The 22,883-nt window shown below is 42.4% G+C and carries 18 protein-coding genes and 7 pseudogenes; 15 read left to right on the top strand and 10 right to left on the bottom strand.

What is annotated here, in order from left to right; all coding sequences use genetic code 11:
* Positions 1-47 precede the first annotated feature (47 nt).
* Both JCM19033_RS01040 and JCM19033_RS01035 read left to right on the top strand, forming a co-directional pair.
* Entirely contained in the window at positions 48-893 is an 846-nt protein-coding gene (locus JCM19033_RS01040; RefSeq protein WP_083465201.1) for a YitT family protein, read from the top strand.
* Positions 894-1,010: 117 nt separating this feature from the next.
* On the top strand, positions 1,011-1,484 hold the full coding sequence (locus JCM19033_RS01035; RefSeq protein WP_054634957.1) for a BsuPI-related putative proteinase inhibitor: 474 nt from the start codon (positions 1,011-1,013) through the stop codon (positions 1,482-1,484).
* A 349-nt stretch (positions 1,485-1,833) separates the two neighbouring features.
* Here the strand turns inward: JCM19033_RS01035 and JCM19033_RS01030 are convergent, their stop codons facing one another.
* The 6 genes and pseudogenes from JCM19033_RS01030 to JCM19033_RS01000 form a co-directional block, all read right to left on the bottom strand.
* Positions 1,834-2,880 carry a DEAD/DEAH box helicase gene (locus JCM19033_RS01030; protein WP_269757926.1) on the bottom strand — a complete coding sequence of 349 codons (1,047 nt, stop codon included), beginning with the start codon at positions 2,878-2,880 and terminating at the stop codon, positions 1,834-1,836.
* Positions 2,881-2,903: 23 nt separating this feature from the next.
* Positions 2,904-4,268, bottom strand: a complete 1,365-nt coding sequence (locus JCM19033_RS01025; RefSeq protein WP_054634955.1) for an SNF2-related protein — start codon at positions 4,266-4,268, stop codon at positions 2,904-2,906.
* A gap of 241 nt (positions 4,269-4,509) precedes the next feature.
* Positions 4,510-4,818, bottom strand: coding sequence for a hypothetical protein (locus tag JCM19033_RS01020; RefSeq protein ID WP_157049684.1), 309 nt, complete (start codon positions 4,816-4,818; stop codon positions 4,510-4,512).
* Positions 4,802-6,160 (bottom strand): hypothetical protein, encoded by a 1,359-nt coding sequence (locus tag JCM19033_RS01015; protein ID WP_054634953.1) that lies wholly within the window; start codon positions 6,158-6,160, stop codon positions 4,802-4,804. Before JCM19033_RS01015 ends, JCM19033_RS01020 begins: the two co-directional genes overlap by 17 nt.
* 549 nt (positions 6,161-6,709) lie before the next feature.
* Entirely contained in the window at positions 6,710-6,991 is a 282-nt protein-coding gene (locus JCM19033_RS01005; RefSeq protein ID WP_306301176.1) for an AzlD domain-containing protein, read from the bottom strand.
* 118 nt (positions 6,992-7,109) lie between these two features.
* A pseudogene (locus tag JCM19033_RS01000) lies at positions 7,110-7,786 on the bottom strand (AzlC family ABC transporter permease); the annotation flags it as partial.
* Between the two features lie 108 nt (positions 7,787-7,894).
* On the opposite strand from JCM19033_RS01000, the gene JCM19033_RS00995 reads away from it, so the two are divergent.
* Positions 7,895-8,428: an XRE family transcriptional regulator gene (locus JCM19033_RS00995; protein WP_054634950.1), complete on the top strand. Its 534-nt coding sequence runs from the start codon at positions 7,895-7,897 to the stop codon at positions 8,426-8,428.
* A gap of 102 nt (positions 8,429-8,530) precedes the next feature.
* Here JCM19033_RS00995 and JCM19033_RS00990 read toward each other — a convergent pair whose 3' ends face one another.
* The 4 genes and pseudogenes from JCM19033_RS00990 to JCM19033_RS00980 all read right to left on the bottom strand — a co-directional run bounded on the left by JCM19033_RS00990 (position 8,531) and on the right by JCM19033_RS00980 (position 10,528).
* Positions 8,531-9,001, bottom strand: coding sequence for a GNAT family N-acetyltransferase (locus JCM19033_RS00990; protein ID WP_306301175.1), 471 nt, complete (start codon positions 8,999-9,001; stop codon positions 8,531-8,533).
* 96 nt (positions 9,002-9,097) lie between these two features.
* Positions 9,098-9,418: pseudogene (locus tag JCM19033_RS00985) on the bottom strand (peroxiredoxin family protein); the annotation flags it as partial.
* 18 nt (positions 9,419-9,436) lie between these two features.
* A complete protein-coding gene (locus JCM19033_RS23020; RefSeq protein WP_157049683.1) occupies positions 9,437-9,577 on the bottom strand; it encodes a hypothetical protein in 141 nt (46 codons plus the stop codon).
* 123 nt (positions 9,578-9,700) lie between these two features.
* A complete protein-coding gene (locus tag JCM19033_RS00980) occupies positions 9,701-10,528 on the bottom strand; it encodes a Cof-type HAD-IIB family hydrolase (protein WP_054634948.1) in 828 nt (275 codons plus the stop codon).
* Between the two features lie 210 nt (positions 10,529-10,738).
* Between JCM19033_RS00980 and JCM19033_RS24815 the strand changes: the two genes are divergently transcribed.
* From JCM19033_RS24815 to argF, 12 genes and pseudogenes are all read left to right on the top strand, one after another.
* A complete protein-coding gene (locus JCM19033_RS24815; RefSeq protein WP_269757902.1) occupies positions 10,739-11,134 on the top strand; it encodes a cytochrome c oxidase assembly protein in 396 nt (131 codons plus the stop codon).
* A gap of 46 nt (positions 11,135-11,180) precedes the next feature.
* Complete coding sequence (locus JCM19033_RS24810; protein ID WP_269757901.1) at positions 11,181-11,669, top strand: cytochrome c oxidase assembly protein; 489 nt, start codon at positions 11,181-11,183, stop codon at positions 11,667-11,669.
* 80 nt (positions 11,670-11,749) lie between these two features.
* Positions 11,750-12,352, top strand: a complete 603-nt coding sequence (locus JCM19033_RS00970) for an SCO family protein (RefSeq protein WP_054634947.1) — start codon at positions 11,750-11,752, stop codon at positions 12,350-12,352.
* A gap of 107 nt (positions 12,353-12,459) precedes the next feature.
* A complete protein-coding gene (locus JCM19033_RS00965; protein WP_054634946.1) occupies positions 12,460-12,639 on the top strand; it encodes a hypothetical protein in 180 nt (59 codons plus the stop codon).
* A gap of 18 nt (positions 12,640-12,657) precedes the next feature.
* Positions 12,658-12,963 (top strand): annotated as a pseudogene (locus JCM19033_RS00960) (redoxin domain-containing protein); the annotation flags it as partial.
* A gap of 251 nt (positions 12,964-13,214) precedes the next feature.
* Positions 13,215-14,252 carry an N-acetyl-gamma-glutamyl-phosphate reductase gene (gene argC, locus JCM19033_RS00955; protein WP_054634945.1) on the top strand — a complete coding sequence of 346 codons (1,038 nt, stop codon included), beginning with the start codon at positions 13,215-13,217 and terminating at the stop codon, positions 14,250-14,252.
* A gap of 22 nt (positions 14,253-14,274) precedes the next feature.
* Positions 14,275-15,509 (top strand): annotated as a pseudogene (argJ, locus tag JCM19033_RS00950) (bifunctional glutamate N-acetyltransferase/amino-acid acetyltransferase ArgJ).
* Between the two features lie 29 nt (positions 15,510-15,538).
* Positions 15,539-16,318 (top strand): acetylglutamate kinase, encoded by a 780-nt coding sequence (gene argB / locus JCM19033_RS00945; RefSeq protein WP_054634944.1) that lies wholly within the window; start codon positions 15,539-15,541, stop codon positions 16,316-16,318.
* Positions 16,319-16,338: 20 nt separating this feature from the next.
* Complete coding sequence (locus tag JCM19033_RS00940; RefSeq protein ID WP_269757900.1) at positions 16,339-17,499, top strand: acetylornithine transaminase; 1,161 nt, start codon at positions 16,339-16,341, stop codon at positions 17,497-17,499.
* A 43-nt stretch (positions 17,500-17,542) separates the two neighbouring features.
* Positions 17,543-18,624 (top strand): annotated as a pseudogene (locus JCM19033_RS00935) (carbamoyl phosphate synthase small subunit).
* Positions 18,617-21,792, top strand: a pseudogene (locus JCM19033_RS00930) (carbamoyl phosphate synthase large subunit). The pseudogenes JCM19033_RS00935 and JCM19033_RS00930 overlap by 8 nt, the downstream one beginning before the upstream one ends.
* Before the next feature lie 15 nt (positions 21,793-21,807).
* Positions 21,808-22,766, top strand: a pseudogene (gene argF, locus JCM19033_RS00925) (ornithine carbamoyltransferase).
* The last annotated feature ends 117 nt before the right edge of the window (positions 22,767-22,883 follow it).

Raw genomic sequence — 22,883 nt, 5'->3', positions numbered from 1 at the left:
GTACAGAAGCAGCAGACGAATTATTTATATTGCCGAGGTGTCAGTTTATGATTACGAAGAGTTCAACATTAATGCAGGAAGTACAAAAGGTAGGAGTTATTGTAGTCTCGGCTATCATTATGGCAATAGGGCTGAATATGTTTTTAATTCCTGCTCAAGTTTTTGCAAGCGGGTTAACGGGTGTCGCTCAGCTCCTTGCACAATTCCTGCCACTATCAACGGGTATTCTTCTATTTATTCTCAATGTGCCGGTTGCTATATTGGGCTGGTTGAAAGTTGGGAAGCTTTTTACATTTTACAGTTTTATGCATGTAGCTTTAACTACATTTTTCCTTGAGACGTTACCGATCATACAATTGTCACCTGATATTTTGTTAAACGGGGTGTTTGGCGGCGTTATTACCGCAGTAGGGGCAGCCTTTGCCTTGAAATGGGGGGCTTCAGCGGGCGGTCTTGATATCATAGCTCTTATTCTTGCAAAATTAAGTGACCGCCCCGTTGGTACGTATTTCTTTTTGCTCAATGCTTTGATTGTATTAGGAGCAGGCTTTCTGATTGACTGGGAAAGCGCCTTATATACTCTGGTGGCCCTTTATGTAAGTTCTAGGGTTATTGACGCTATTCATACTAGACATGTAAAAGTAACAGCAATGATCGTTACGAAGAAACCAGATGAGCTGAGAGCGGCCATTCATAAACACATTACAAGAGGGATAACAAGAATTCCTGCCAAGGGTGGATTTGACTCGTCGGATAAGGAAGTTATGATGATTGTTATAACCAGATATGAATTATATGCCCTGCAACAGGTTTTGCAGGAGGTGGACCCTGATGCGTTCACAAATATCCTTACTACAACTAGTATTCTTGGAGTGTTTCGCAAAGATAACTAATGGAAATTGCGATCTTAATGAGCCAATGGGTATTATTCTTCTATCTAGGGGGAAGGCATTGTTCTGTTTTTACACATGATATGATAGAGAAACAGGAGAGGATAGAGGGGGAGCGTCATGAAGCAGTTGGGCTTGTTGTTAGTACTATTTCTTGCAGCAGCATGCGGTTCAACACAAATGAATGAAGATGATTCTTCAAAGGAAGGAGAAACAGCGATGGGCAACGGCTGGGAGCTTTCTGCAGAGATCGACGAAAGGGAAGATACAGTAGATTGGTCATTAACTCTTCAAAATACTGGAGAAGAACCTCTTCGTTTATTTTTTCGCACTAGCCAGCAAGTGGAAGTGGTTGTAACAGCGGAAGATGGTGAAGAACTCTATCGCTATTCAGAGGGAATGATGTTTACCCAGGTGTTAACAGAGAAAGTGATTCAGGGAAAAGAAGGTCATACCTGGGAAGGAAATATTGAAAAACGGAAGCTGTCTCCCGGGGAGAATAAAGTACGCTTATCAGTAACCGCATCTGAAGTGAATGATGAAGCTGTTCAAGAAGAAGAAATGACCATCCACAAGACAGTCGCAATAGAATAAGGTGAAAATTAAGTAATGCGCATGCGAGAAGCGTCAGTGATAACGAATGCTAGTCTTTGTCAGTGATTTAGATGAAGAAAGGGGCCGTGCTCAAAACATTTTGAGACAGCCCCTTTTTTTTCATTGGGTTATGTTACAACATTTTTAATCTCGATTGATGGCTGGAAACTATTTATATATGCTTTGCAATCTTTTCTATGCAGGAGCTCCAAAGCCTATTTATATCTTCTGGCTGGGGAAGGTTTCCATTGTTTTTATCATCAGAGTGGGGTGACGGAATAGGTTTTGTGCCATACCAATAAGTTTTCCAGGCTCTTTTGTTATATTATTCATTCGCCTGCCTCCTCACTTATTCCAATTGAAACCATCTTGCTAGTTCATCTTCTGTTGATTTGTCAAACAGCGGAAGATCATTAGCAAGTACTTCATCATTTAGTGTTTTTTTGTCCTTGATCAGCCGATCAATTTTATCTTCAATGGTACCTTTTACAACGAGAGTGTGGACGGTAACGTCTGAAGTTTGGCCAAGGCGATATGCTCTGTCTGTTGCTTGTTGTTCAACAGCAGGATTCCACCAGCGGTCATAATGAATAACATGAGTAGCTTCTGTCAAATTAAGCCCCACGCCACCGGCTTTTAAGGAAAGAATGAATACTGCACACCCCTCGTGTTCTTTGAACATCTTAATTTGGTTTTCTCTTGCATGCCTGGACAAAGAACCATACAAGTAGAATACAGGTATATCCATGTGATGATTGAGCTCTTTTTCTATTAAGGAGCCCATTTCTGTATATTGTGTAAAGACAAGGACTTTTTCATCCAGGTGTTTAATGTTATCAAGGAGATAAAGAAAATAATCCCATTTCTTGGAACGGTGAGATTCTAATCTTTCTTGTTTTAAATATTGTGCTGGATGATTACATATTTGCTTAAGATGTGTGAAGGCTGCAAAAACAGCTCCTCTTCGTGCTGTCTCATTTTTTCCCTGTACTCCCCGGAGTAAGTTATTAACAACGGCTTGATATAAAGCCGCCTGCTCTTCTGTTAAGCCAAGTAAATGAGTTTGTTCCTTTTTCATTGGAAGCTGAAGGTGTAAGGATTCATCGCTCTTTTTTCTTCGTAATAGGCAGGGGGTAATAAGAGTTTGCAGTTTTTGTAATGCCTGCTGCTTTTTTACTTCATTATCATCTTGCAAGGGTTGGATAATGTTTTTTTCAAATTGAGCTTTTGAACCAAGGTATCCTCTGTTTAACAGGTCAAGAATCGACCACAGCTCATGGAGGCGGTTTTCAACTGGCGTACCGGTTAACGCGACTTTATGGACAGCCTTCAGCTTTGCAGCACTCTTTCTTTGTTTTGACTGCAGATTTTTAAGATATTGGGCCTCATCAAAAATAAGACCGTTCCAGATAATTGCTTTCAGGATGTTCTCGTCTCGAGCTGCCAGCCATAGGAAGTAATGATCACATCAGCGTTCTGGCTGAGAAGTTCCTCGCTTGTCACAGCCCTGTCTTTTCCATAGTGAAGAAGAACATTTGTAAAAGGAGCAAATTGTTGAAATTCTTCCTTCCAATTTTCAATTAAAGAAGTAGGTGCAAGTAATAGAAAAGGGGAGGAAAAGAGACGGCTATTTTGGGAAAGAACAGTAACCATATATGCAATCGTCTGTACTGTTTTTCCAAGCCCCATGTCATCAGCAAGACAGCACCCAAGACCGAGCTGCCTTTGCTGGATAAGCCAGGAGTATCCGGCAAGCTGATAAGGTCGAAGTTTTCCCTTAAATGATGCTGGAGGAGATAGTAGCACAGGATCCTGCCGGTAAGCTCTTTCCAACAACGTTGATATATCTCCTTCCCAGGCAGAGTACCACTCCTCTTTAGAAACAGAGGAAGAGCTTTCCATGTCTCGTACTGCCATTTTCATGACTTGCTGCATAGGTTGCTGCTGAATCTTCTTGTACCATGCTTCCATGAGGCCTGGATCCCATACAACCCATTGATCATTCCAGGTAAGAATTCGTTCCTGCTGCTCAATAAGAAGAAGAAATTCTTCTTTTGTCAGCCGGAAATCCCCAATTTGAATGTCATATTGTAAAGACTCTGGGTCATCCCAGTTGATCAGGGGGTCTACTGTCGAATGGTAAGGCTGCCCTTTCATGATTATGTTATCGGGCTGGTTTTTAACCGTGACAGATTTAGGGACCAGGACAGCAATATCCTGCTTCTTCAATGCACCCGCTTCTTGAAATAAAAAGATGCCAACCTCAGCCCTTGATAAGCGTATCCTTCCTTTATGGAGAGAAAATTCACGAAGGGAAGGAGCAATCTCTTTAAGATCCTTCAGCATCCGGATAAAGTAAGGAACAGGGTTTTCTTTCCAAGGGTGAAGCCCACGAGAAATGTCTTCTATATTTACTGTAACATCAGGGGAAGTTTTATCCTGTAAAAAGATTTCCATCTCCCACTCTTTAGCCATGTTTACGGGTTCAGTAATAGAAACAGCAAGTTGGAATGGATACGTTTGAAACCAAGAAAATAGCGGCTTTTGCTCAGGCTCACACGGGGTATTTTTTGAAAAGCCAGGGTCAAGATGCCGTTGGGCATCCATGTGCTCCATATCGTTTATAAGCGATGACCGCAGTGTATCGTTTTTACCTAACGTATTTCTTATAATGAAGTCCGCCGTCCGATGAGTAAGCTGTGTAAAAGAGCTACCAGAGAGAAATGGAGGAAAACGCTTTTCTTGAGAGTCAGATATTTCGGCCGCTGCCGCAGCAGGAGGCATAGCTTCAAACCACTTTTGGGTGTTTATGCCTTTCAGGTACCAATGTCCGTCTTGTCCCGGAAAAAACGACTTGTCTTTTAAAAGTGAAATAATTTCCTGGAAGAAGTCAAGCCAGTACTGAGCGTCCTTTCCTAACAGAATGTTTCCTTGTGCCGCCTGGCTTCTAAGAGCAGATGTTCGTTTTAAAACAGGTCATTATATTCTATTGCGACGCCTTCTATCAAAAAAGAAGACAGGCTTTCTACACTATGATTGCTTGTGGGATTGAAGGAAAGAAGGGTTTGAAAGACCCTGATTCACTTTCCCCCTCGCCATTTTTAACCGGTACTGTTACTTTTGTTTCCACAGATGAGATCATTGTCCCAAAATAACTTTCTGTTTCTTCATAAAAAACTAATGGAGCCCATTCTTGTATAGGAAAAAGAAAGGGAAACCTGCCGTAGGCAGTGGCGGGAGACATGGACCCTTTCTCGCACCAGGCCACCCATTTGCCCGGCTGGCTGTATGTTATATGAAGGATAGGGAGACTCATATTATTTAGCTGGCTCAATGGCTTTCAACTCCCTGATAAGGGCTTGATACGTACTGTATCTTTGTTTGACTTGTTTTAAAAAAATCTGGAAAGCTTCCGGTCGTTCGAGAGAAATATAGATTCGCTTCATTTTCTTTAATAGGACGATGGCTTCTTGGTATGCAGTAATATTTTTCTTTTTTATGCATTGTAAAAAGTATTGGTGATATAAGGCCAGCGTTTGTTCCGGAAAATCTTGTTCAGCAGCTGCCAGCAGCTGCCTTTCTTCATCAGTCATGTTTCCTGGCGACTTTTGAATGCTCAATAAATGTCTTAATCCTCTAGAGTATAACTTTTCCTGGGAGATAAGCCGGACATACAGCTTTTTGGTTTCGACTTCTTGAAGGCTGGCTTCTAACCTTGGAAGAATATACTCAAGGATTCGTTCTTTGGAAAGTGCAGAGTTTTTTTGCTGTTTGTTAAACTTCAGCACTCCCGGCCGGGCGACCCACTTATCCCATAGGTCAAGCTCTTCTGGAGGAAGATTGTACTTTTGTAAAAATAACTCCCTCTTATAAAAAAGAAGCTGGGTCTTATGATAAATTGCTTGATCAGTAAAAAGCTCATGTAAAAAGGCTTCTAAGAAGCTCCAATCACTTGAAGCATACATGGATTGTAAGTGAAATAAGACTACATCCGGCTCCAGCCTGCCTTTCCAGGGAACGAGGTATTTCAGGCTTTTTTCTTTTTCGCCTTTGTGCATGGCCATTGCCGAGGCAGCCAGGGCAGGAGATAAATCAAACGGAAATTCTTTAGAAATAGCTGCTGTCCGCTCCTGGATCTTATGTAGCTGAGTTTGCTGTTGACGCGAGACAGCCCATAAAAGCAGTAACGCCTGGTAAGGAGTATAGGAAAAAGAGAAAGAAAGAGCGTATTGATCAAATAAATAGTTTGTCAGCCATTCATGAAATTCGTCTGGTTCATCCTCTGTTTGGAAAAACAAAATCTCACATTCAAGGAAGAAAGACGACAATAATTCCTTCAGGTGTTTGTCTTGTGTACCTCTTCCATTGTCAGGAAAAGAATGGAATAAAGAGAAGATAGATTCTATGAAAGTAAGACAGCTTATAATTTTCTTGCTGGGTTCACTTTGCCCATTGTAAATAAAACGCCAGTCTCCAGCCAGATCTTTGTTTTTTTCACCGTTATGTTCTTGTGCTTGAAAACCTTGGAAAATATTAGCGACCCTTTTTTCTTGTCTTGCTGCCTCGTGGAGCATGAAAGAATGATAAGGTGCATATTTTTCTTCGTCGCCTAAATGTGTGCTGGATAACACAAGAGCCACAGGTGTGAGCATGGGAACGGGGCACTGCACGTGCATGTGGAGTTCGTAAACTCCTTACGGTCAAAGACAGGGATATGATGTTCACAGTCTTGTAAGACGTGTCCCGAAAAGACAGATGAAGAAGTATGGACCATGAAAAGCAATTGTTTATGTAAGAGTTTTTCCCCTGATTGTTTAATCTGATCTGTAAATAACTGCCTGATTGATGGGGAGATACGATCGTCTTGTAGGGAAGAGAAAACCATTCTTGTTCACCTGCCTATTTGTTCAGTAGTTATATTTTAGTCATCTGGGAGGAAATACTCAACCGCTTATTCATGTCTGTTTGGCTGAAAAAGAAAGTAGACTGCCTTTTTCAGCGGCAGGAAAGACGGGTTTCGGCGAGATCTCGTCTCTCTTTCTCTCTTTTTTTATTCTTATAACTTTGTTACATATGGTTGGTGATTTTCCTAAAAAGATGTTCGCTTGCAACTTAGGGTACAAGTACGGGCACGTGCATGTCTTCAGCTTAAAAACACCCCGGGGATCTTCTGTTCATGCTATTCCCGAAGGAGTTTCATGCTTTTATTTTATCAACATTAGTCATTAACTGAACCTATTTACATAGGGGACAGTGGTTCTATCAAAAAAAGGCGTAAGAAGCGTAAGAATTAAAATTGACCCTAAGACCACGATGATAAGGTTCCCGCCCAAAAAAGCCAGAGTGAATGCAGCAGCTGCTCCAAGAACGCCAAACCAGGGGGATTCGTGTATAAAGAGTATCCCAGGGAAAATAAGAGCCCCCAGTGCTGCAAAGGGGACGTTTTTTAAAATACCCTCAAGTCTTGGGGGTATGGCTTTAGCGTTTAAAAAGACGAGAGGGACCATTCTGGGAATATAGGTTACTACTGCCATTCCTAGAATGATAAGCAAAAGAGAAGATGACATGTTTATGAGCCCTTTCTTTAATAGTATCTGATCTTTGCTGAGACGTTTTCTTAGGTTCAAGCCATTCAATAGCAATAGAGGCAAGAAGTGTTGCTAAAATAATGGACCATCCTTCGGCTAAAAACAAACCTAACGTCCCGTTTAATACAGCTGCAAAGACCGCAAGAGCCAGGACCTTCCTGTGTTTTTTGAGCGAAGGAGCGAGAAGGGCAATAAACAAAGCATATAGGGCAAAGGTTAAGCTTTGCTGGAGCGTTTCAGGTAAAAGTGACCCTACGGTGTGGCCCACTCCTGTATTAATCACCCAGCTTAAGTAGGAAACGATAAATACACCAAATATATATGAAGAGGTTACATTCCCTTCTTTTGTGGAGGTAACAGCAAATACTTCATCGGTTAATCCAAACGAATAGGCCGCCTTCTTCCAAGGATGGTCAGGCACTGCTTTCTCATTCAAAGAAGCACTCATTAAAAAGTGGCGGATATTGACGATAAACGTAGTGAAAATGATTTCCAAGGCGCCGGTCCCAATGGCAAGGAGACTAAGAGCCATATACTGTGCTGCGCCAGCAAATACAAAAATACTCATCGCTAGGGCTTCCCCCATCGATAAGCCTGTGGTTTCAGCCAAGAACCAAATGTTACGGCTGCGGGTAGGTAACCTAACGCAATAGGCAGCCCATCTCTTATTCCCGACGCAAGCGTATTTTCGGGAAAGGCAAGAGCAGTTCTCATGACAAGGCTCCTCTCAAGTCGTTTTGTTGTTCTATATGTAGAGAAAAGTATGTTACAATATACCATATTATTGTATGTTATAGCATACATTTTCACAAGGTGATAGAAGTGGAAAAAAATCAACTAAATACATTGATCGGACGAAAGGTAAAAGAAGTACGCAAGAGAAAAGGGTTAACGTTGGAACAAGCTTCAGGAATGACAGGGGTAAGCAAACCAATGCTCGGTCAAATTGAAAGGGGAATCTCCAATCCCACAGTTAGTACTCTCTGGAAGATTGCGTCCGGCCTTGATGAAGCGTTTAGTACATTCATTGAAGAGCCTAAGCCTGACATTATACATATTAGAGCAGAGGAGCTGCAAGAGCTGGACGGAGGCCATGGTGGTTTTGTCGTTCAGCCTGTATTGCCAAAGGAACGTGATCGGTCCTTTGAAGTCTTTTATATCAAACTAAAAAGGGGCGGGCACTATCACTCTCATGCTCATCAGGATGGAGTAGAAGAAAGCTTATTCATTAGTGAGGGAGAAGTAGAGGTAATGATTCAAGAAAGGTATATACGCTTAAGAAAGGGAACGCTTTCAGGTTCCAGGCAAACGTTGACCATTCTTACAAAAACGGGGGGGAAGAACAGGCAGTTATGACGTTGATTATTCACTATCAAAAAGAGAGATTTCTATAAAGAGGAGTTGTTAAAGATCCCATAACAATCCTAAAAAAGGCAGCCATTGTAAAAGGCCGCCTCATTAAAACCGGAATCCATACCGCTTGGAAACAACATCGTAGAAGCCAAGTGAATTATACAGGGCTTTAGTAGCCGCATTGTTAACTCCTGTTTCGAGCTCTATTCCTTTAATATCATTGTTTTCAGCCCAATAAATTATTTTTAGGAGAAGACGCTTTGCAATTCCTTGATTTCGATGCTCTTTATGGACATACAGATCATTAAGCCAAAGGTAATATCCACCTTTGTTTAATCCTACTCCAATATTTAAAAAAGCAACCCCAAGCACATTTCCATTACTTTCAGCTACGAAAATATGAGCTTGTGATCCTTCTTCCAAAGCTAAATTGATTGCATTCAGGAGAAGGTCGTAAGCATTCTCTTCTCCTAGGGCATCCATCTGCCCATAAGTAATCGGGCGATTTCCTCGCGTAATGGCTGTTCTGCATCCTTGGGCACTTCGTAAATTTTCATTCCTGCTCCCTCTCTTCATAAAGAAAATCGATCAAAAGGCATTCTAGGCAATATATAGGAGAAAAATAGTAGTATAAGCAAACATTATTATCTTATCACAGGTTGAAGGAAAGGGTCAGGATTGTTTTATCACTTCTTTAATTTTAGCTGCAGAAGGAAAATCAAATTGGCTTTTCCCCACATAACGGTATGTTATGAAACCGTCGTTTGATATGAGGAACAAGCTGTGCTTTGCAATGTTAGCCCCGTCTATGCCGATGCTTTGGTAGACATCAAATTTTTTAATAACGGACCTGTCTTCATCAATCAGCATAGGAAAAGGGACTTTATGTTTTTGAGCATACTCTTGTACTGGATCCGGCTTTTGCCCAAAAACAGTCCAAAGTTGAACATTTTCCTTGCGTATTTCATTATAAATCTCAGAGAGCTTCCCGAGCTCTTTTCGGCTGTTCGGTCACCATGTTCCTCGCATAAAATAAAGAAGAACAGCCTCTTCGCGAAAACCTTCAATATTATGTTTCTCCCCGTGTATGTCCGGGAGACTAAAAGGCGGGCATGGATCTCCTTGCTTCAGTCCTTTAGTTTTGCCAAACATTCCATATTCTCCCCTCTCTTATCCTTCTCTTCCTATAGTACAAGTCTCATTATTAAAAATGAAGCCTGACTTCTTATTTTAAGTGAATGATATAGGCTGGGAACAAAGAAAGTCCCTTCTCTCTCATCTTTTAGAAGGGGATGGCAGGCTTAAACGATCTTCAAGAAAAAGAGCAATCCCATCTTCCTCGTTTGTGAGGGTCACTTCATTGGCGATGTTTTTTAAGTCAGATATTGCATTACCCATCGCCACTCCTATTCCTGCTTCCTCTATCATCTCCAAGTCGTTATCCTCATCTCCAAAAGCGATAACGTTTTCCATTGAAACGTTGCAGTATTCGGTGACCAATTCCAAGCCTGCGGCCTTGTTGTTTCCTGTTTTGATAATTTCAAGCATGTGAAAAGGAGCTCCCCAGGATCTTTGATGAACACCTTTTGCATGCTTGTTGCCCAGAAGGCTTTGTAAATGTTCAGCGTCTTCTTTTTCTTTTGGATAAACGAGAAGAGAAGTAGGGTCTTTATCAAGGATATGTTTTAGATTCCCATAGGCTGCCGGGCTTGTTCCCATGGAAAAAAGGTCAACAAACTGCTCATCGTAGTCATGAACGTATACGTCATCGACTACTTCGGCCATAATGTTTTGGACGTTAAATGCCTGGCACGTATCAATAATGGTCTGAGCGACATTTAAATCCAGCGGGGAATGTCTCCCTTTGAAAGAGTAATCGGCTGGGTGATGTACAAAAGCACCATTAAAGTTGACGATAGGAGTATCGAGAGCAAGCTCCTGGTAATACATCTGGCTTGCTCGAAAAGGCCTTCCAGTTGCAATGGCCACAGCATGTCCGGCTTTTCTGGCTTCTCGTAATGTATGAAGGGAGCGTTTTGAAATTGTCTTATTGTCAGTAAGCAGAGTTCCGTCCAGGTCAAGGACAATTAAATGTCTATCCATAATTATACCTCCGTTGTTGTTTATTGATTTAGCAAAGAATTTGCTGATAATAAGCTGGCCCCATCTTGTTCAATGGATTGTAAAAAAACGAGAAAGAAATAGGGCAGAATCCTATCAGAAGTAATTAAAAAATGTGCTATAGTAGTACATGGAGTTAGCCTTGTCTAACCTGTAACCTTCCATACCATACATTAAGGAGGCGAAAAAAGGATGGGAGAATTCTTTTCTACTTTTTCAATCCGAGCCCTTTGGACTCCGGAACTTTTCATCATATTGCTGGGGCTTATTGTTTTATATTATTTACTTATCGAAAAATGGAGCGTTCACTTTATCAATTCAAAGCCTGTACCGATGAAACAAAAAGTATATTTCGGCCTGGCTCTTACGGCGCTTTATTTAGGATGGGGAAGCCCGTTGTATGTAGCCGGACACATGATATTGTCTCTCCATATGGCTCAAATGCTATTTGCTTACTTTGTAGCTGTGCCATTGTTCATTGCTTCGATGCCTAAGTGGTTTTTGCAGACCGTGATGCATCGCTGGAAAAAGCGGTCACCGGTAAGCTACAAAATTATTATGAGCCCGATCGTAGCTGATTACCTTTAATGCTCTCTTTTCTTTTTACCACTTTCCGTTTGTTTTTGATACTCTTATGCTTTCTCCAGGTTGGCACAGTGTTTATGAAATAGCACTTTTTGCCGGTGCATGGCTTATGTGGTGGCACATGATTGCCCCGCTGCCTGACAAAGACCAGCTTCCGGAGCTTCGCAGGATAGCATATATTTTTGGAAACTCTGTGTTAATCACTCCTGCGTGTGCTCTTATTATTTTTGCCGGGGAGCCTTTGTATGCTACCTATACAGATTCTGCTTTCTGGGCAAACGTGATGGCCTATTGTTTACCGGCTGGTGCCACTGTTCCGGCTGGAATGTTTAACTGGTCAGATGGATTTCAATATCTTGATACATTGAACGACCAGCAGCTGGCAGGTGTCACAATGAAGATTGTCCAGGAAATCACCTATGGAGTAATGATGGGAGTGATTTTTAAACAATGGCTTACAAAAGAAAAGACACAAGACGGTGAACTGACGATTAGTGATTTACCTACCGCCAATTTGAATCAGCTAAAGGGTCAATAAACCGTATACTACAAAAGCAACAACGGCTGCCCTGGCTTCAGAGGTACATGGGCAGTCATTGCAGATACAGGGGGAGACTTATGCGCAACACGCAACTATTGATATTTATGGGAATGATTTTTCTCCTAAGTGGATGCGGATGGCTTTACGCCAGCCCGGCTGCAGAAAGTGAATATGACATTTCAGAAGCAGACATGCAGGTTGAGGATTTTGAGTATACAAACCAGCATGGAGAATCTTTTGGGCTTTCTGAACTTGAAGGTGACTACTGGATTGCGAGTATGATCTTTACCCGCTGTCCGAGCGTATGTCCTTTAATGACACCTAATAAGCTTAATTTGCAGGGAGAGTTGGAAGAAGAGGGCGTACCTGTACAGATTGTTTCTTTTACAGTGGACCCTGAATTTGATACGCCGGAACGACTTTTAAATTACGGTGAAAATTACAATGTAGACTTTAGTAACTGGAATTTCCTCACAGGGTACTCAGATGAGGAAATAGAAGAATTTGCTCAGTCCTCTTTTAGAAGTGTAGTCCAAAAGGTGCCCGAAGAAGAGGACATTGTCCATGCTACTAGTTTCTTTTTGGTTGATGGGGAAGGACAAGTCATCAGAAAATATGATGGACTTGATAATGATACTTCTCCAATTGTTGAGGATTTGAAATACCTTACAGGTTCATAGGGAAGCATTTTAATTGGATTGACATTGAATAACTGATACACTGTCTTGGGACCTGAAAAAAGCAGTAATCGGTTCGAGCTGATGTATATGTTAAAGGAGAGACCCCTATGAAAAAAGTTTATCCTAGGCTCCTCTTAGCTGGGCTGCTGGCCCTTGCAGTTATGATGCTTGCTGCCTGCGGAGAAGAGGAAGAGGAACTGGCTCTTCATGATGAAAATTATGAAGAAATCAGTCTTGTGAATAAAGAGCAGCCAACCGTGCTGTTTCATTTTACTGGCGTTGGCTGAGGACTCTGCCAACAGCAGCTCGTGCAGCTGCAGCAAGAACTTGATCGTTTTGAGGATGTGGATGCTGATATCTATGGCATAAGCGTTGACTCACCAGGCCACCATGAAGAATTTAAGGAAGCTGCTGGCATTACTTATTCTTTTCTGTCAGACCCAAATCAGGAAGTGATAGAAATTGTTGAGATGTCTGACGGGGATATTTCTTATAGAGGTTTTTCAATTCTTGATGAAAATGGAGAAAAGATTTATTCTCATGTTAATGATTTGTTTGGTGAGCAAATAGATGACACAGAAGAACGGATCCGCGAGGCTTTGAACGAATAAATTATGAAAGAACCTGCTTGTAAAGAGCAGGTTTTTTTGCTTTTTTATGAGGAATGCCAGGAGAAAATGAAGAGTCAGCAGACAATTTATTCCCTTAGCGCAGGCCTGGTACATAGGTGAATAGGTGTAACTGGGTCAGCAAATTAGAAAAAAAATAAAAAAATAGTAAAAATACAGTTGAATTAATTTTTATTCAAATTTATAATAAGACACAACGAAAAACGCATAAAGATAAAAAGAGGTGCAATTTTATGAGAGTTGCGATTATAGGAGCGACAGGTTATGGAGGAGCAGAACTTATTCGTTTGCTTCATGGCCATCCCCATATTACGGAAATTACGTTTCATTCTTCAAGCCAGGAAGGCAAAGCAATGGAGGAAAGCTATCCGCATTTGAGCGATTTATATACATCACAGCTTCAGGAAATTGATCCAGAAATGATCGGAAAGGAAGCTGACATTGTATTTTTATCAACTCCTCCTGGAGTGTCTGCTGAATACAGCGGAAAGCTTATTGAAAACGGAGCTAAAGTCATAGACCTTTCCGGTGACCTGAGATTGAAGGAGAAAGATGTCTATGAATCATGGTATGAGAGAGACTCTGCAGATACGGAACTGTTGAATGAAGCGGTATACGGGTTAACAGAATGGAATCGTGAAGGAATTAAAGCCAGTTCATTATTATCCAACCCGGGGTGCTATCCGACAGCAACGCTGCTTGGTTTAGGGCCGCTCGTCAGCGAAAAACTTATCGACCTAGACACGCTTATTATTGACGCAAAGTCCGGGACGACCGGGGCAGGGAGGTCGCCTTCAGCCATTACGCATTTCAGCGAGATGAATGATAATTTCAAAGTTTATAAGGTTAATGAACACAAACATATCCCTGAAATTGAACAGACTCTAAAAGGCTGGAGCGAATCAGACGTAACCGTCACCTTTACTCCGCACCTTGTGCCGATGACAAGGGGTATTATGGCCACAATGTATGGAAAAGCGACGATGTCTGTTACAGAAAATCAGCTTAGAGAATTGTATGAAGAGATGTATAAAGATGCACCTTTTATACGAATCAGAGAAGACGGTAAATACCCGTCCACAAAAGAAGTCTATGGCACGAATTACTGTGATATTGGTCTAACCTACGATGAACGAACCGGCAGAATTACAATCGTGTCAGTCATAGATAATTTAGTAAAAGGGGCTTCAGGGCAAGCCATACAAAACATGAATCTTATGCTAGGTTTTGAAGAAAACGAGGGATTGAACCAAGTACCGGTTTACCCTTAATTAATTAGCTTTGGAGGGAAGTATAGTGAGCATCGCAGAAGAAACGAAGTCAATTGTTGAAGTGGAAAAGGGCAGCATTATCAGTCCTGCCGGATTTACAGCAGGAGGAGTCCATACAAAGGTAAAAAGAAAACGAAATGACTTAGGTGCGATCTTCTGTGACGTGCCTGCATCAAGTGCAGCGGTCTATACGTTAAATCCAATTCAAGCAGCACCCCTTGCTGTAACAAAGGAAAGCATTGCGGCGGAAGGAAAGCTGCAAGCGATTGTGGTAAACAGCGGCAATGCTAATTCGTGTACGGGAGAACAAGGTTTGAAGGATGCTTATGAAATGCGCAAAAAAAGCTCTGAGGCTTTCAACGTGCCAGAACACTATGTAGCTGTAACCTCAACAGGCGTTATTGGCGAAATGCTTCAAATGGATAAAATCCTTCCCGGGGTAGAAGCCATTGAAACAAAAGGGAGCTTTAAAGATGCTGAGTCATTTAACGAAGCCATTATGACCACTGATACGATGAAGAAGCATGCCTGCTACCAAATGAACATTGATGGGAAGAAAGTGACCATTGGAGGAGTAGCAAAAGGATCAGGAATGATTCATCCGAACATGGCAACTATGCTTAGCTTTATTACAACCGATGCAAATATTGAACCTTCTTATTTACAGCAGGCATTGTCAGAGGTAACCAATACTACCTTTAACAGAATTACTGTAGACGGTGATACATCAACAAATGATATGGTGGTTGTTATGGCAAGCGGTAAGTCTGAAAATGAGCCCCTTCACCCTGAACATCCTGACTGGAGCCTTTTTGTTAAAGGGTTATCACTCACATGTGAAAGCCTGGCAAAAAAGATCGCAAGAGATGGTGAAGGAGCTACCAAGCTTATTGAAGTGGAAGTAAAGGGAGCAGCATCTGATGAAGAAGCAGGCAAGGTAGCAAAGCAAATTGTCGGTTCTGACTTAGTGAAGACAGCTGTTTACGGAACTGATGCGAATTGGGGAAGAATTATTGTTGCGATAGGGTCGACTGACGCGAAAATAGATCCTGATAATATTGATATATCCATCGGGAGCATTCCTACCTTAAAAAACAGTCAGCCGGTCTGGTTTTCCGAAGAGCAGGCAACAGAATATCTGAAAAATGAAGAAGTAACGATTCACGTTGATTTGAACGTTGGAGAGGGAACCGGCAAAGCTGGGGCTGTGATTTGACATATGACTATGTAAGGATTAACGCGGGGTACCGGACGTAAATGTCCAAAAATGAAAAGGGGGGAGATTGATGATGGAGATCGTCGTAATTAAATGTGGTGGCTCTACAGTTGATGAATTAAACGAAGAATTCTTCAAAGGGATCGTGGCTATGCAAACGGCTGGAAAATATCCAATAATTGTCCATGGCGGCGGACCAGCGATTAACTCAATGCTTGAAAAGCTTGAAGTGGAGATACAATTTATTGACGGACTTCGGAAAACGACGCCTGCCGTGTTAGAGGTTGCCGAGATGGTATTGAGCGGAAAGGTGAATAAGCAAATCGTTCAAGGACTTCAAAGAGCTGGAGGTAAAGGCCTTGGCATTTCAGGCTGTGATGGCTCTCTGTTGCAGGCGGTTCCCGTAGATCTTGCTTCCCTGGGTCTTGTTGGCCAAATAAACAACGTGAATGTTTCATTGCTTCATAGTTTATTGAACGAAGGGACCATCCCAGTTCTTTCTCCGATTGCATGCACTGAAGAAGGGGATCACCTTAATGTAAATGCTGATGCGGCAGCTTCATCTGTTGCCAACTATATGAAGGCCCAAGAACTTGTCTTTGTGACAGATGTTGACGGGGTGTTAAAAGATGGGCAGCTTCTTGAAGTCTTATCTGCTGCACAGGTGCAGGAGCTCATAGATGATGGAACGGTGTACGGAGGAATGATACCGAAAGTAAAAGCTGCTGTTGACAGCCTGCAGGGGGAGATTGAAAAGGTTGTGATTGCAGGCGGTAAGGCAGGCTCCAGAAACGAAGATGGAACAATAAAAGGAACAGCAATTGTGAAGGAAGTAACAGCGACCCTCTAAGCAAAGAAAGGTGAAGCTCGATGGAAATGATACAAGAGACAAAAACAAGTTTGTTTCCTACGTATAAACGCTGGGAGATAGCATTTGAAAAAGCAGAAGGATGTCACATTACCGCAGATAACGGAAAAGTATACCTTGATTTTATGGCTGGAATCGGCGTTGTTAATGTAGGTCATGGGAATCCCAATGTTATCGCAGCGGTAGAAAAGCAGCTATCTAAAGGCTGGCACGGCTCAAACCTGTTTCACTTTGAAATCCAGGAGAAAGTGGCTTCCTTATTAACAAAGCATTCGGCAGGAGATCTTGTCTTCTTTTGCAATAGCGGGGCAGAAGCTAACGAAGCTGCCATTAAACTCGCTCGGAAGCATACGCAGCGTACGAAGATTCTGAGCTTTAAGCAATCTTTTCATGGAAGAACCTACGGAACAATGGCTGCTACCGGCCAGGATAAGATTCATGAAGGTTTTGGTCCTATGCTGGACGGTTTTACGTACCTTCCTTACAATGATCTTGCAGCGGTGGAAAGAGAAATGGATAAAGAAACAGCAGCTGTAATTCTTGAAATAGTCCAGGGAGAAGGCGGAGTTGTTCCTGGAGAAGATGCTTTTTTACATGGAGTACAAAAGCTTGCACAAGAACACGGTGCACTGCTTATCGTGGACGAGGTGCAGACAGGGATTGGTCGGACAGGAAAGCTATTTGCTTATGAGCATGCAAATCTCAGTCCGGACATTGTAACGGCAGCAAAAGGTCTAGGGAATGGCTTTCCCGTAGGAGCAATCATCGGCAAAGAAAAGCTAAAGGACGCCTTTGGGCCAGGAAGTCATGGATCAACCTTTGGCGGAAACCCTCTGGCTATGGCTGCAGCTGAAGCGACATTATTAGAGGTACTGAACGACGGATTTTTACAAGAGACTGAAGAAAAGGGAGAATATCTTTTCAGTCTTCTCAAGGAGGAAGTTGGCCGTATTCCCGGCGTTAAAGCTATCAGAGGCAGGGGACTTATGGCAGGAATTGAGTGTGAAAAAGAAGCTGCTCCCTATATTTTAAGGCTTCAAGAAAAAGGAGTACTTTGCATTCCGGCCGGAACACATGTCATTAGGCTGCTTCCGCCATTAACCATGACAAAAGATCAGCTTCTCCAAGGTGTAGAAGCCATCAAAAACGTAATAAGCGAATAAAAAAGAAAACCATTTGACATCCAGATGGATAGGAGGGAAAGGCATGAAAGGCTTTCTAAAGTTGGAGAATGGAGAAATATTTGAAGGAGAGTTAAGCGGCAATACGGACAAAGAAGTGTATGGAGAAGCCGTGTTCTTTACAGGAATGACAGGTTACCAGGAAGTGATGACTGACCCTTCCTTTAACGGCCAAGTAGTGGTTTTTACCTATCCCCTAATCGGAAATTACGGTATTAATCTTACCGATAATGAAAGTAAAAAGCCGCAGCCGGCAGCTCTGGTGATGAGCGAGTGCCACAAAACAGGACACCATTACGCTTGTGATAAAACGGTTGAAAAAGAAGCGGCAGAGGCAGGAATTCCTATATTGACGGGTCTGGATACGCGAGCTCTCGTAAAACGAATTCGCGAGCATGGAGACATGGGGGCAGTGATCACCACAAATCCTGACAAAATCGATGTTGCCAGCTTTACTCCTATTGGTGAAAGGCAGCTTGTGGCTGATGCAGCTGTGAAAAAGGCAGAAACCTTTGGGGAAGGTAGCCATCACGTTGTACTTGTAGATTTCGGCTATAAAGAATCTATGGTGACTTCATTAGTCGAGCAGGGATGCAAGGTTACCGTCGTACCGTACGATATGGCTGAAGAAGAAATCCATCAGCTGAATCCGGATGGACTTCTTTTCTCAAATGGTCCAGGAAATCCAAAACAGCTGAATTCATTTTTGCCAGCATACAAACGTTTAGCGGAGACATACCCGACACTTGGCATCTGCCTTGGTCATCAACTCCTGGCTTTAGCGTTTGGCGGAGACACTGAAAAACTAAGGTTTGGCCACCGGGGAGCAAATCAGCTGTACAGGACCTGGAAACGAAGAAAGTGTATATAACTTCCCAAAACCACAGCTATGTAGTGAAAGAAAATACTCTTAACGAAAGTGATTTTTCTATCCTTTTTAAGAACATCAATGATGGTTCAATTGAAGGTCTGGTTCATAATACACTTCCGATCATCACTGTTCAATTCCATCCGGAAGCACACCCGGGACCAGCTGACAGCGAAGAGATCTTTCACAAATTTATGGAACAACTGAGAAGCAAAGGGAGAGAGACAGCGTATGCCTAAAAATCAAGAAATAAAAAAAGTTCTGGTTATTGGCTCAGGGCCCATTGTTATCGGGCAGGCTGCTGAGTTTGACTATTCTGGAACACAGGCGTGCCTTGCCTTGAGAGAAGAAGGAATAGAAGTCATTTTAATAAATAATAACCCGGCTACTGTTATGACTGACGAGTCTTGTGCAGATAAAGTCTATTTTGAACCTTTAACTGTAGAATCAGTAGAGAACATTATTGCAAAGGAACAGCCTGATGGACTGCTGGCAACCCTCGGGGGACAGACAGGATTAAATCTAGCCCTTTCTTTGCACAAGCAGGATATATTAAGCAAGTATAATGTAGAGCTTCTTGGAACGCCTATTGAATCCATTATCAAAGGGGAAGATCGGGAAGCCTTTCGGGATTTAATGAAGGAATTGGATGAGCCTGTTCCTGAAAGTGAAATCGTTGAAACCAAAGAGCAGGCTTTGCAATTTGCAGCCTCTGTCGGCTATCCGATTATTGTGCGCCCGGCTTATACTCTTGGAGGGGGCGGAGGAGGCATAGCCCAGGATGAAGAGGAGCTTTTATACATTATTGAAGGCGGCTTGGAAGCAAGTCCGATTCATCAGTGCCTCGTAGAGAAAAGTATTGCGGGCTTTAAAGAAGTTGAATATGAAGTAATGCGTGATGACAATGACACATGCATTACCGTATGTAATATGGAAAATATTGATCCGGTTGGGGTTCACACGGGAGATTCCATCGTAGTGGCTCCTTCCCAGACACTCACCGATGTCGAATATCAGATGCTTAGAGCTTCATCGTTAAAAGTAATCAGAGCATTGGGGATTGTGGGCGGCTGTAATATTCAGTTTGCTCTGGACCCTTACAGCAAACAATATTATTTAATCGAAGTAAATCCCCGGGTAAGCCGTTCTTCTGCCTTGCTTCAAAAGCTACTGGATATCCGATTGCAAGGATGGCTGCTAAAATCAGCCTGGGTTATCATCTTCATGAACTGCTGAACCCGGTAACAGGCCATACTTATGCCAGCTTTGAACCAGCCTTGGACTATGTTGTTCTTAAGTTTCCTCGCTGGCCTTTTGATAAATTCAAGCAGGCTGACAGAAAGCTTGGAACACAGATGAAAGCAACTGGTGAAGTAATGGCCATTGAACGAAATTTAGAATCGGCTCTTCAAAAGGCTGTCCGCTCCTTAGAACTTAAGGTCAACGGTCTCAGTCTCCCAAGTCTGCAGGACGCTTCGGTAAGTGACCTTTGGACGGCATTAAAAGGACAGGATGATCAGCGGTTCTTTATTATTATGGAGCTGATCAGAAGAGATGTTTCAATTGAAGACATTCATAAGGAAACACAAATTAATCTCTTTTTCTTATCCAATTGGGAATATCTTGTGTCCTTAGAAAAGAAAGTCCAGAACATAGGTTGGAGTTCGGTCGATCCTTCTCTTCTTTTGGAGCTCAAAAAAGCTGGTTTCACTGACCAATGGCTCGCCGAGCAGTGGGATACAAAAAGCAGCGAAATTTATGAAAAAAGGAAACAATTGGATCTTCTTCCTTCTTATCATATGGTTGATACATGTGCAGCTGAATTTACAGCTTCTACTGCTTATTACTATTCAAGCTGGTATAAAGAAAGCGATGTAGAGGTGAACACCGGAAAGAAAAAAATATTAATAGTAGGTTCCGGTCCAATCAGAATAGGGCAAGGAATTGAATTTGATTATTGTTCAGTTCACGGAGCAAAAGCGGTGCAAAAAGCTGGATATGAAGCAATAATCATGAACAACAACCCTGAGACCGTCAGTACAGATTATGAAATGGCAGACCGCCTGTATTTTGACCCGCTGACACCTGAAGACGTTCTTCATGTCGCAGAGCTTGAAGGTGTGGAAGGAATCGTCGTACAGCTTGGCGGCCAGACAGGGATTTCACTAACTGAGGCACTTGAAGAAGCGGGACAGCATGTCTTTGGAACAACTTCGGATATTATTGACCAGCTTGAAGACCGGGGAAGATTTTATGAGTTTATGAGCGACGTGAACGTGCGTCACATTCCTGGTGTAACAGGCTATCATAAAGAAGATGTCATTCAGAAAGCTTCAGAAGTAGGGTTTCCTGTTCTTCTGCGTCCTTCCTATGTCATTGGCGGCCAGGGGATGACTATTCATTCAGATGAAAAGGAATTAGCTGAATATCTCTCTCACAAGGGGAATGACATTGAATTTCCTATTCTTATAGATGCTTATATGCCTGGAACAGAGCTGGAGATTGATGTTTTAACAGATGGAACAGATATTTATATCCCGGGAATGTTTGAGCATGTAGAGCCTGCCGGCGTGCATTCCGGTGATTCCATGGCGGTAACTCCTCCTTTTACCTTGAGTGAAGATGTAAAAGAGAAGGTTGCTCAAATCGCAAGCAGCATTGCAAAAGGCATGGATTTTAAAGGTATTTTTAATATTCAATTTGTACTTGATAACAATGAGCTGTTTGTCATTGAAATAAATCCACGTGCTTCAAGGACAGTACCTATTCTTTCAAAGGTTACTGGATTTAACATGATAGAGGCAACCATCGGTCTTCTTCTTGGCAAGTCTGTTACGGAGGTAACCGGCGGTCATACAGGGCTTGGAAAAGAAACACCATACTTCACAGTAAAGGCTCCGGTGTTTTCTAATAACAAGCTTGCTGGATTAGACCCGATTCTGGAAGCAGAAATGAAGTCAACCGGAGAACTTATCAGCATTGCAGAGACAACAGAACAAGCGTTTAATAAAGCTTTTGCCTGGTCTGAAAGTGAAATACCCCTTTTGTATAAAAAGAAGGGAATCATCTATTGCGACATTGCATCCGAGTGGAAAGATGCATGCGAGGAGACGCTACAGACTCTTGTGAAACAAGGATATACACTAGCGGTCCAAAAAGCAGCAGAAGGTGTAACACAAATGGATTTCCAGGATTGGATTCAAAGGGAAGAGAGTGTCGCCTTAGTGAGCATTCCTCCAAGAGGACATCAAACAGGAAAAGAATACAGGCAGGCTTCTCTTAAATTCAGAAAAACGATTGTGACGAACCCGTCCACATTAAAAGTGATGGTTGATGCCATGAACGGGGAGAAAAGTAAAGAAACTTCCATTCAAGAATGGTTATCTGCGGTCTCTACCACAGTTTAAAAAGGAAGTGAAGATATGCAACAGCAAGTACAAGACAAAAACGCTGCTTCTCTGCAAGGAAGAGATGTATTAACACTCCTGGACTTTTCGCCAGAGGAGATTTATGCTCTGCTTCAGTCAGCAGAAGAGTTGAAAGCCCAGCAGAAAGAGGGAAAGTGTCCTCAGCTGCTGGCAGGGAAATCTCTGGGAATGATTTTTGAAAATTCTTCTACGAGAACCCGTGTGTCTTTTGAAGTTGGAATGACACAATTAGGAGGCATGCCCTGTTTTTAAGCCCTCGTGATCTACAAATTGGAAGAGGAGAACCAATCAAAGACACGGCGAAAGTGCTCTCTAGATATGTTGATGCGATAATGGTCCGGACGAATTCTCATGAGAAAGTGGCTGAACTCGCTGAGCATGCCGATGTACCTGTTATTAATGCCTTAACTGATTGGTACCACCCGTGCCAGGCTCTGGCGGATCTGTTGACAGTCAAAGAGCAAAAGGAAACTCTAAAAGGCTTAAAGACAGCATTTGTAGGTGATGGTAACAATGTTGCTCATTCCTGGATGATTGCCTGCGCAAAAATGGGCATGGACGTGTATGTGGCAACGCCATCTGGATATGAGCCAAATGAAGAGGTTGTAAAAGAAGTGGAAGAAGTTGCAGCCTCGACAAATAGTAAGGTTGTGCTGACCCAGGATCCCGTTGAAGCGGTAAAAGATGCAGATGTGATCTACACCGATGTGTGGGCAAGCATGGGATATGAAGAGGAACAAACAAGGCGTGAAGAATCCTTTAAAGGATTTCAGGTAAACAGTGATCTCGTAAACAATGCTAAGGATGATTACATCTTCCTGCACTGTCTGCCTGCACATAGAGGTGAAGAAGTAAGTGCAGAGGTAATCGATGGGCCACAATCTGTGGTATACGATGAAGCGGAAAATCGTCTGCACGTCCAAAAAGCAATCCTTGCAGCAACAATAAAGTAAAAGATAAGAAAAGCTGTGGTGAACCGTTGGTTTTACCGCAGTTTTTTTGTGTTTCATGAATGTATCGATTAAGCCACAACATTATAAATCCGTTTTTCCTTCGTCTCATAACCCTCA

It is taken from the genome of Thalassobacillus sp. C254, from assembly GCF_001310615.1.
This window is presented reverse-complemented; position numbering and strand designations above follow the sequence as displayed.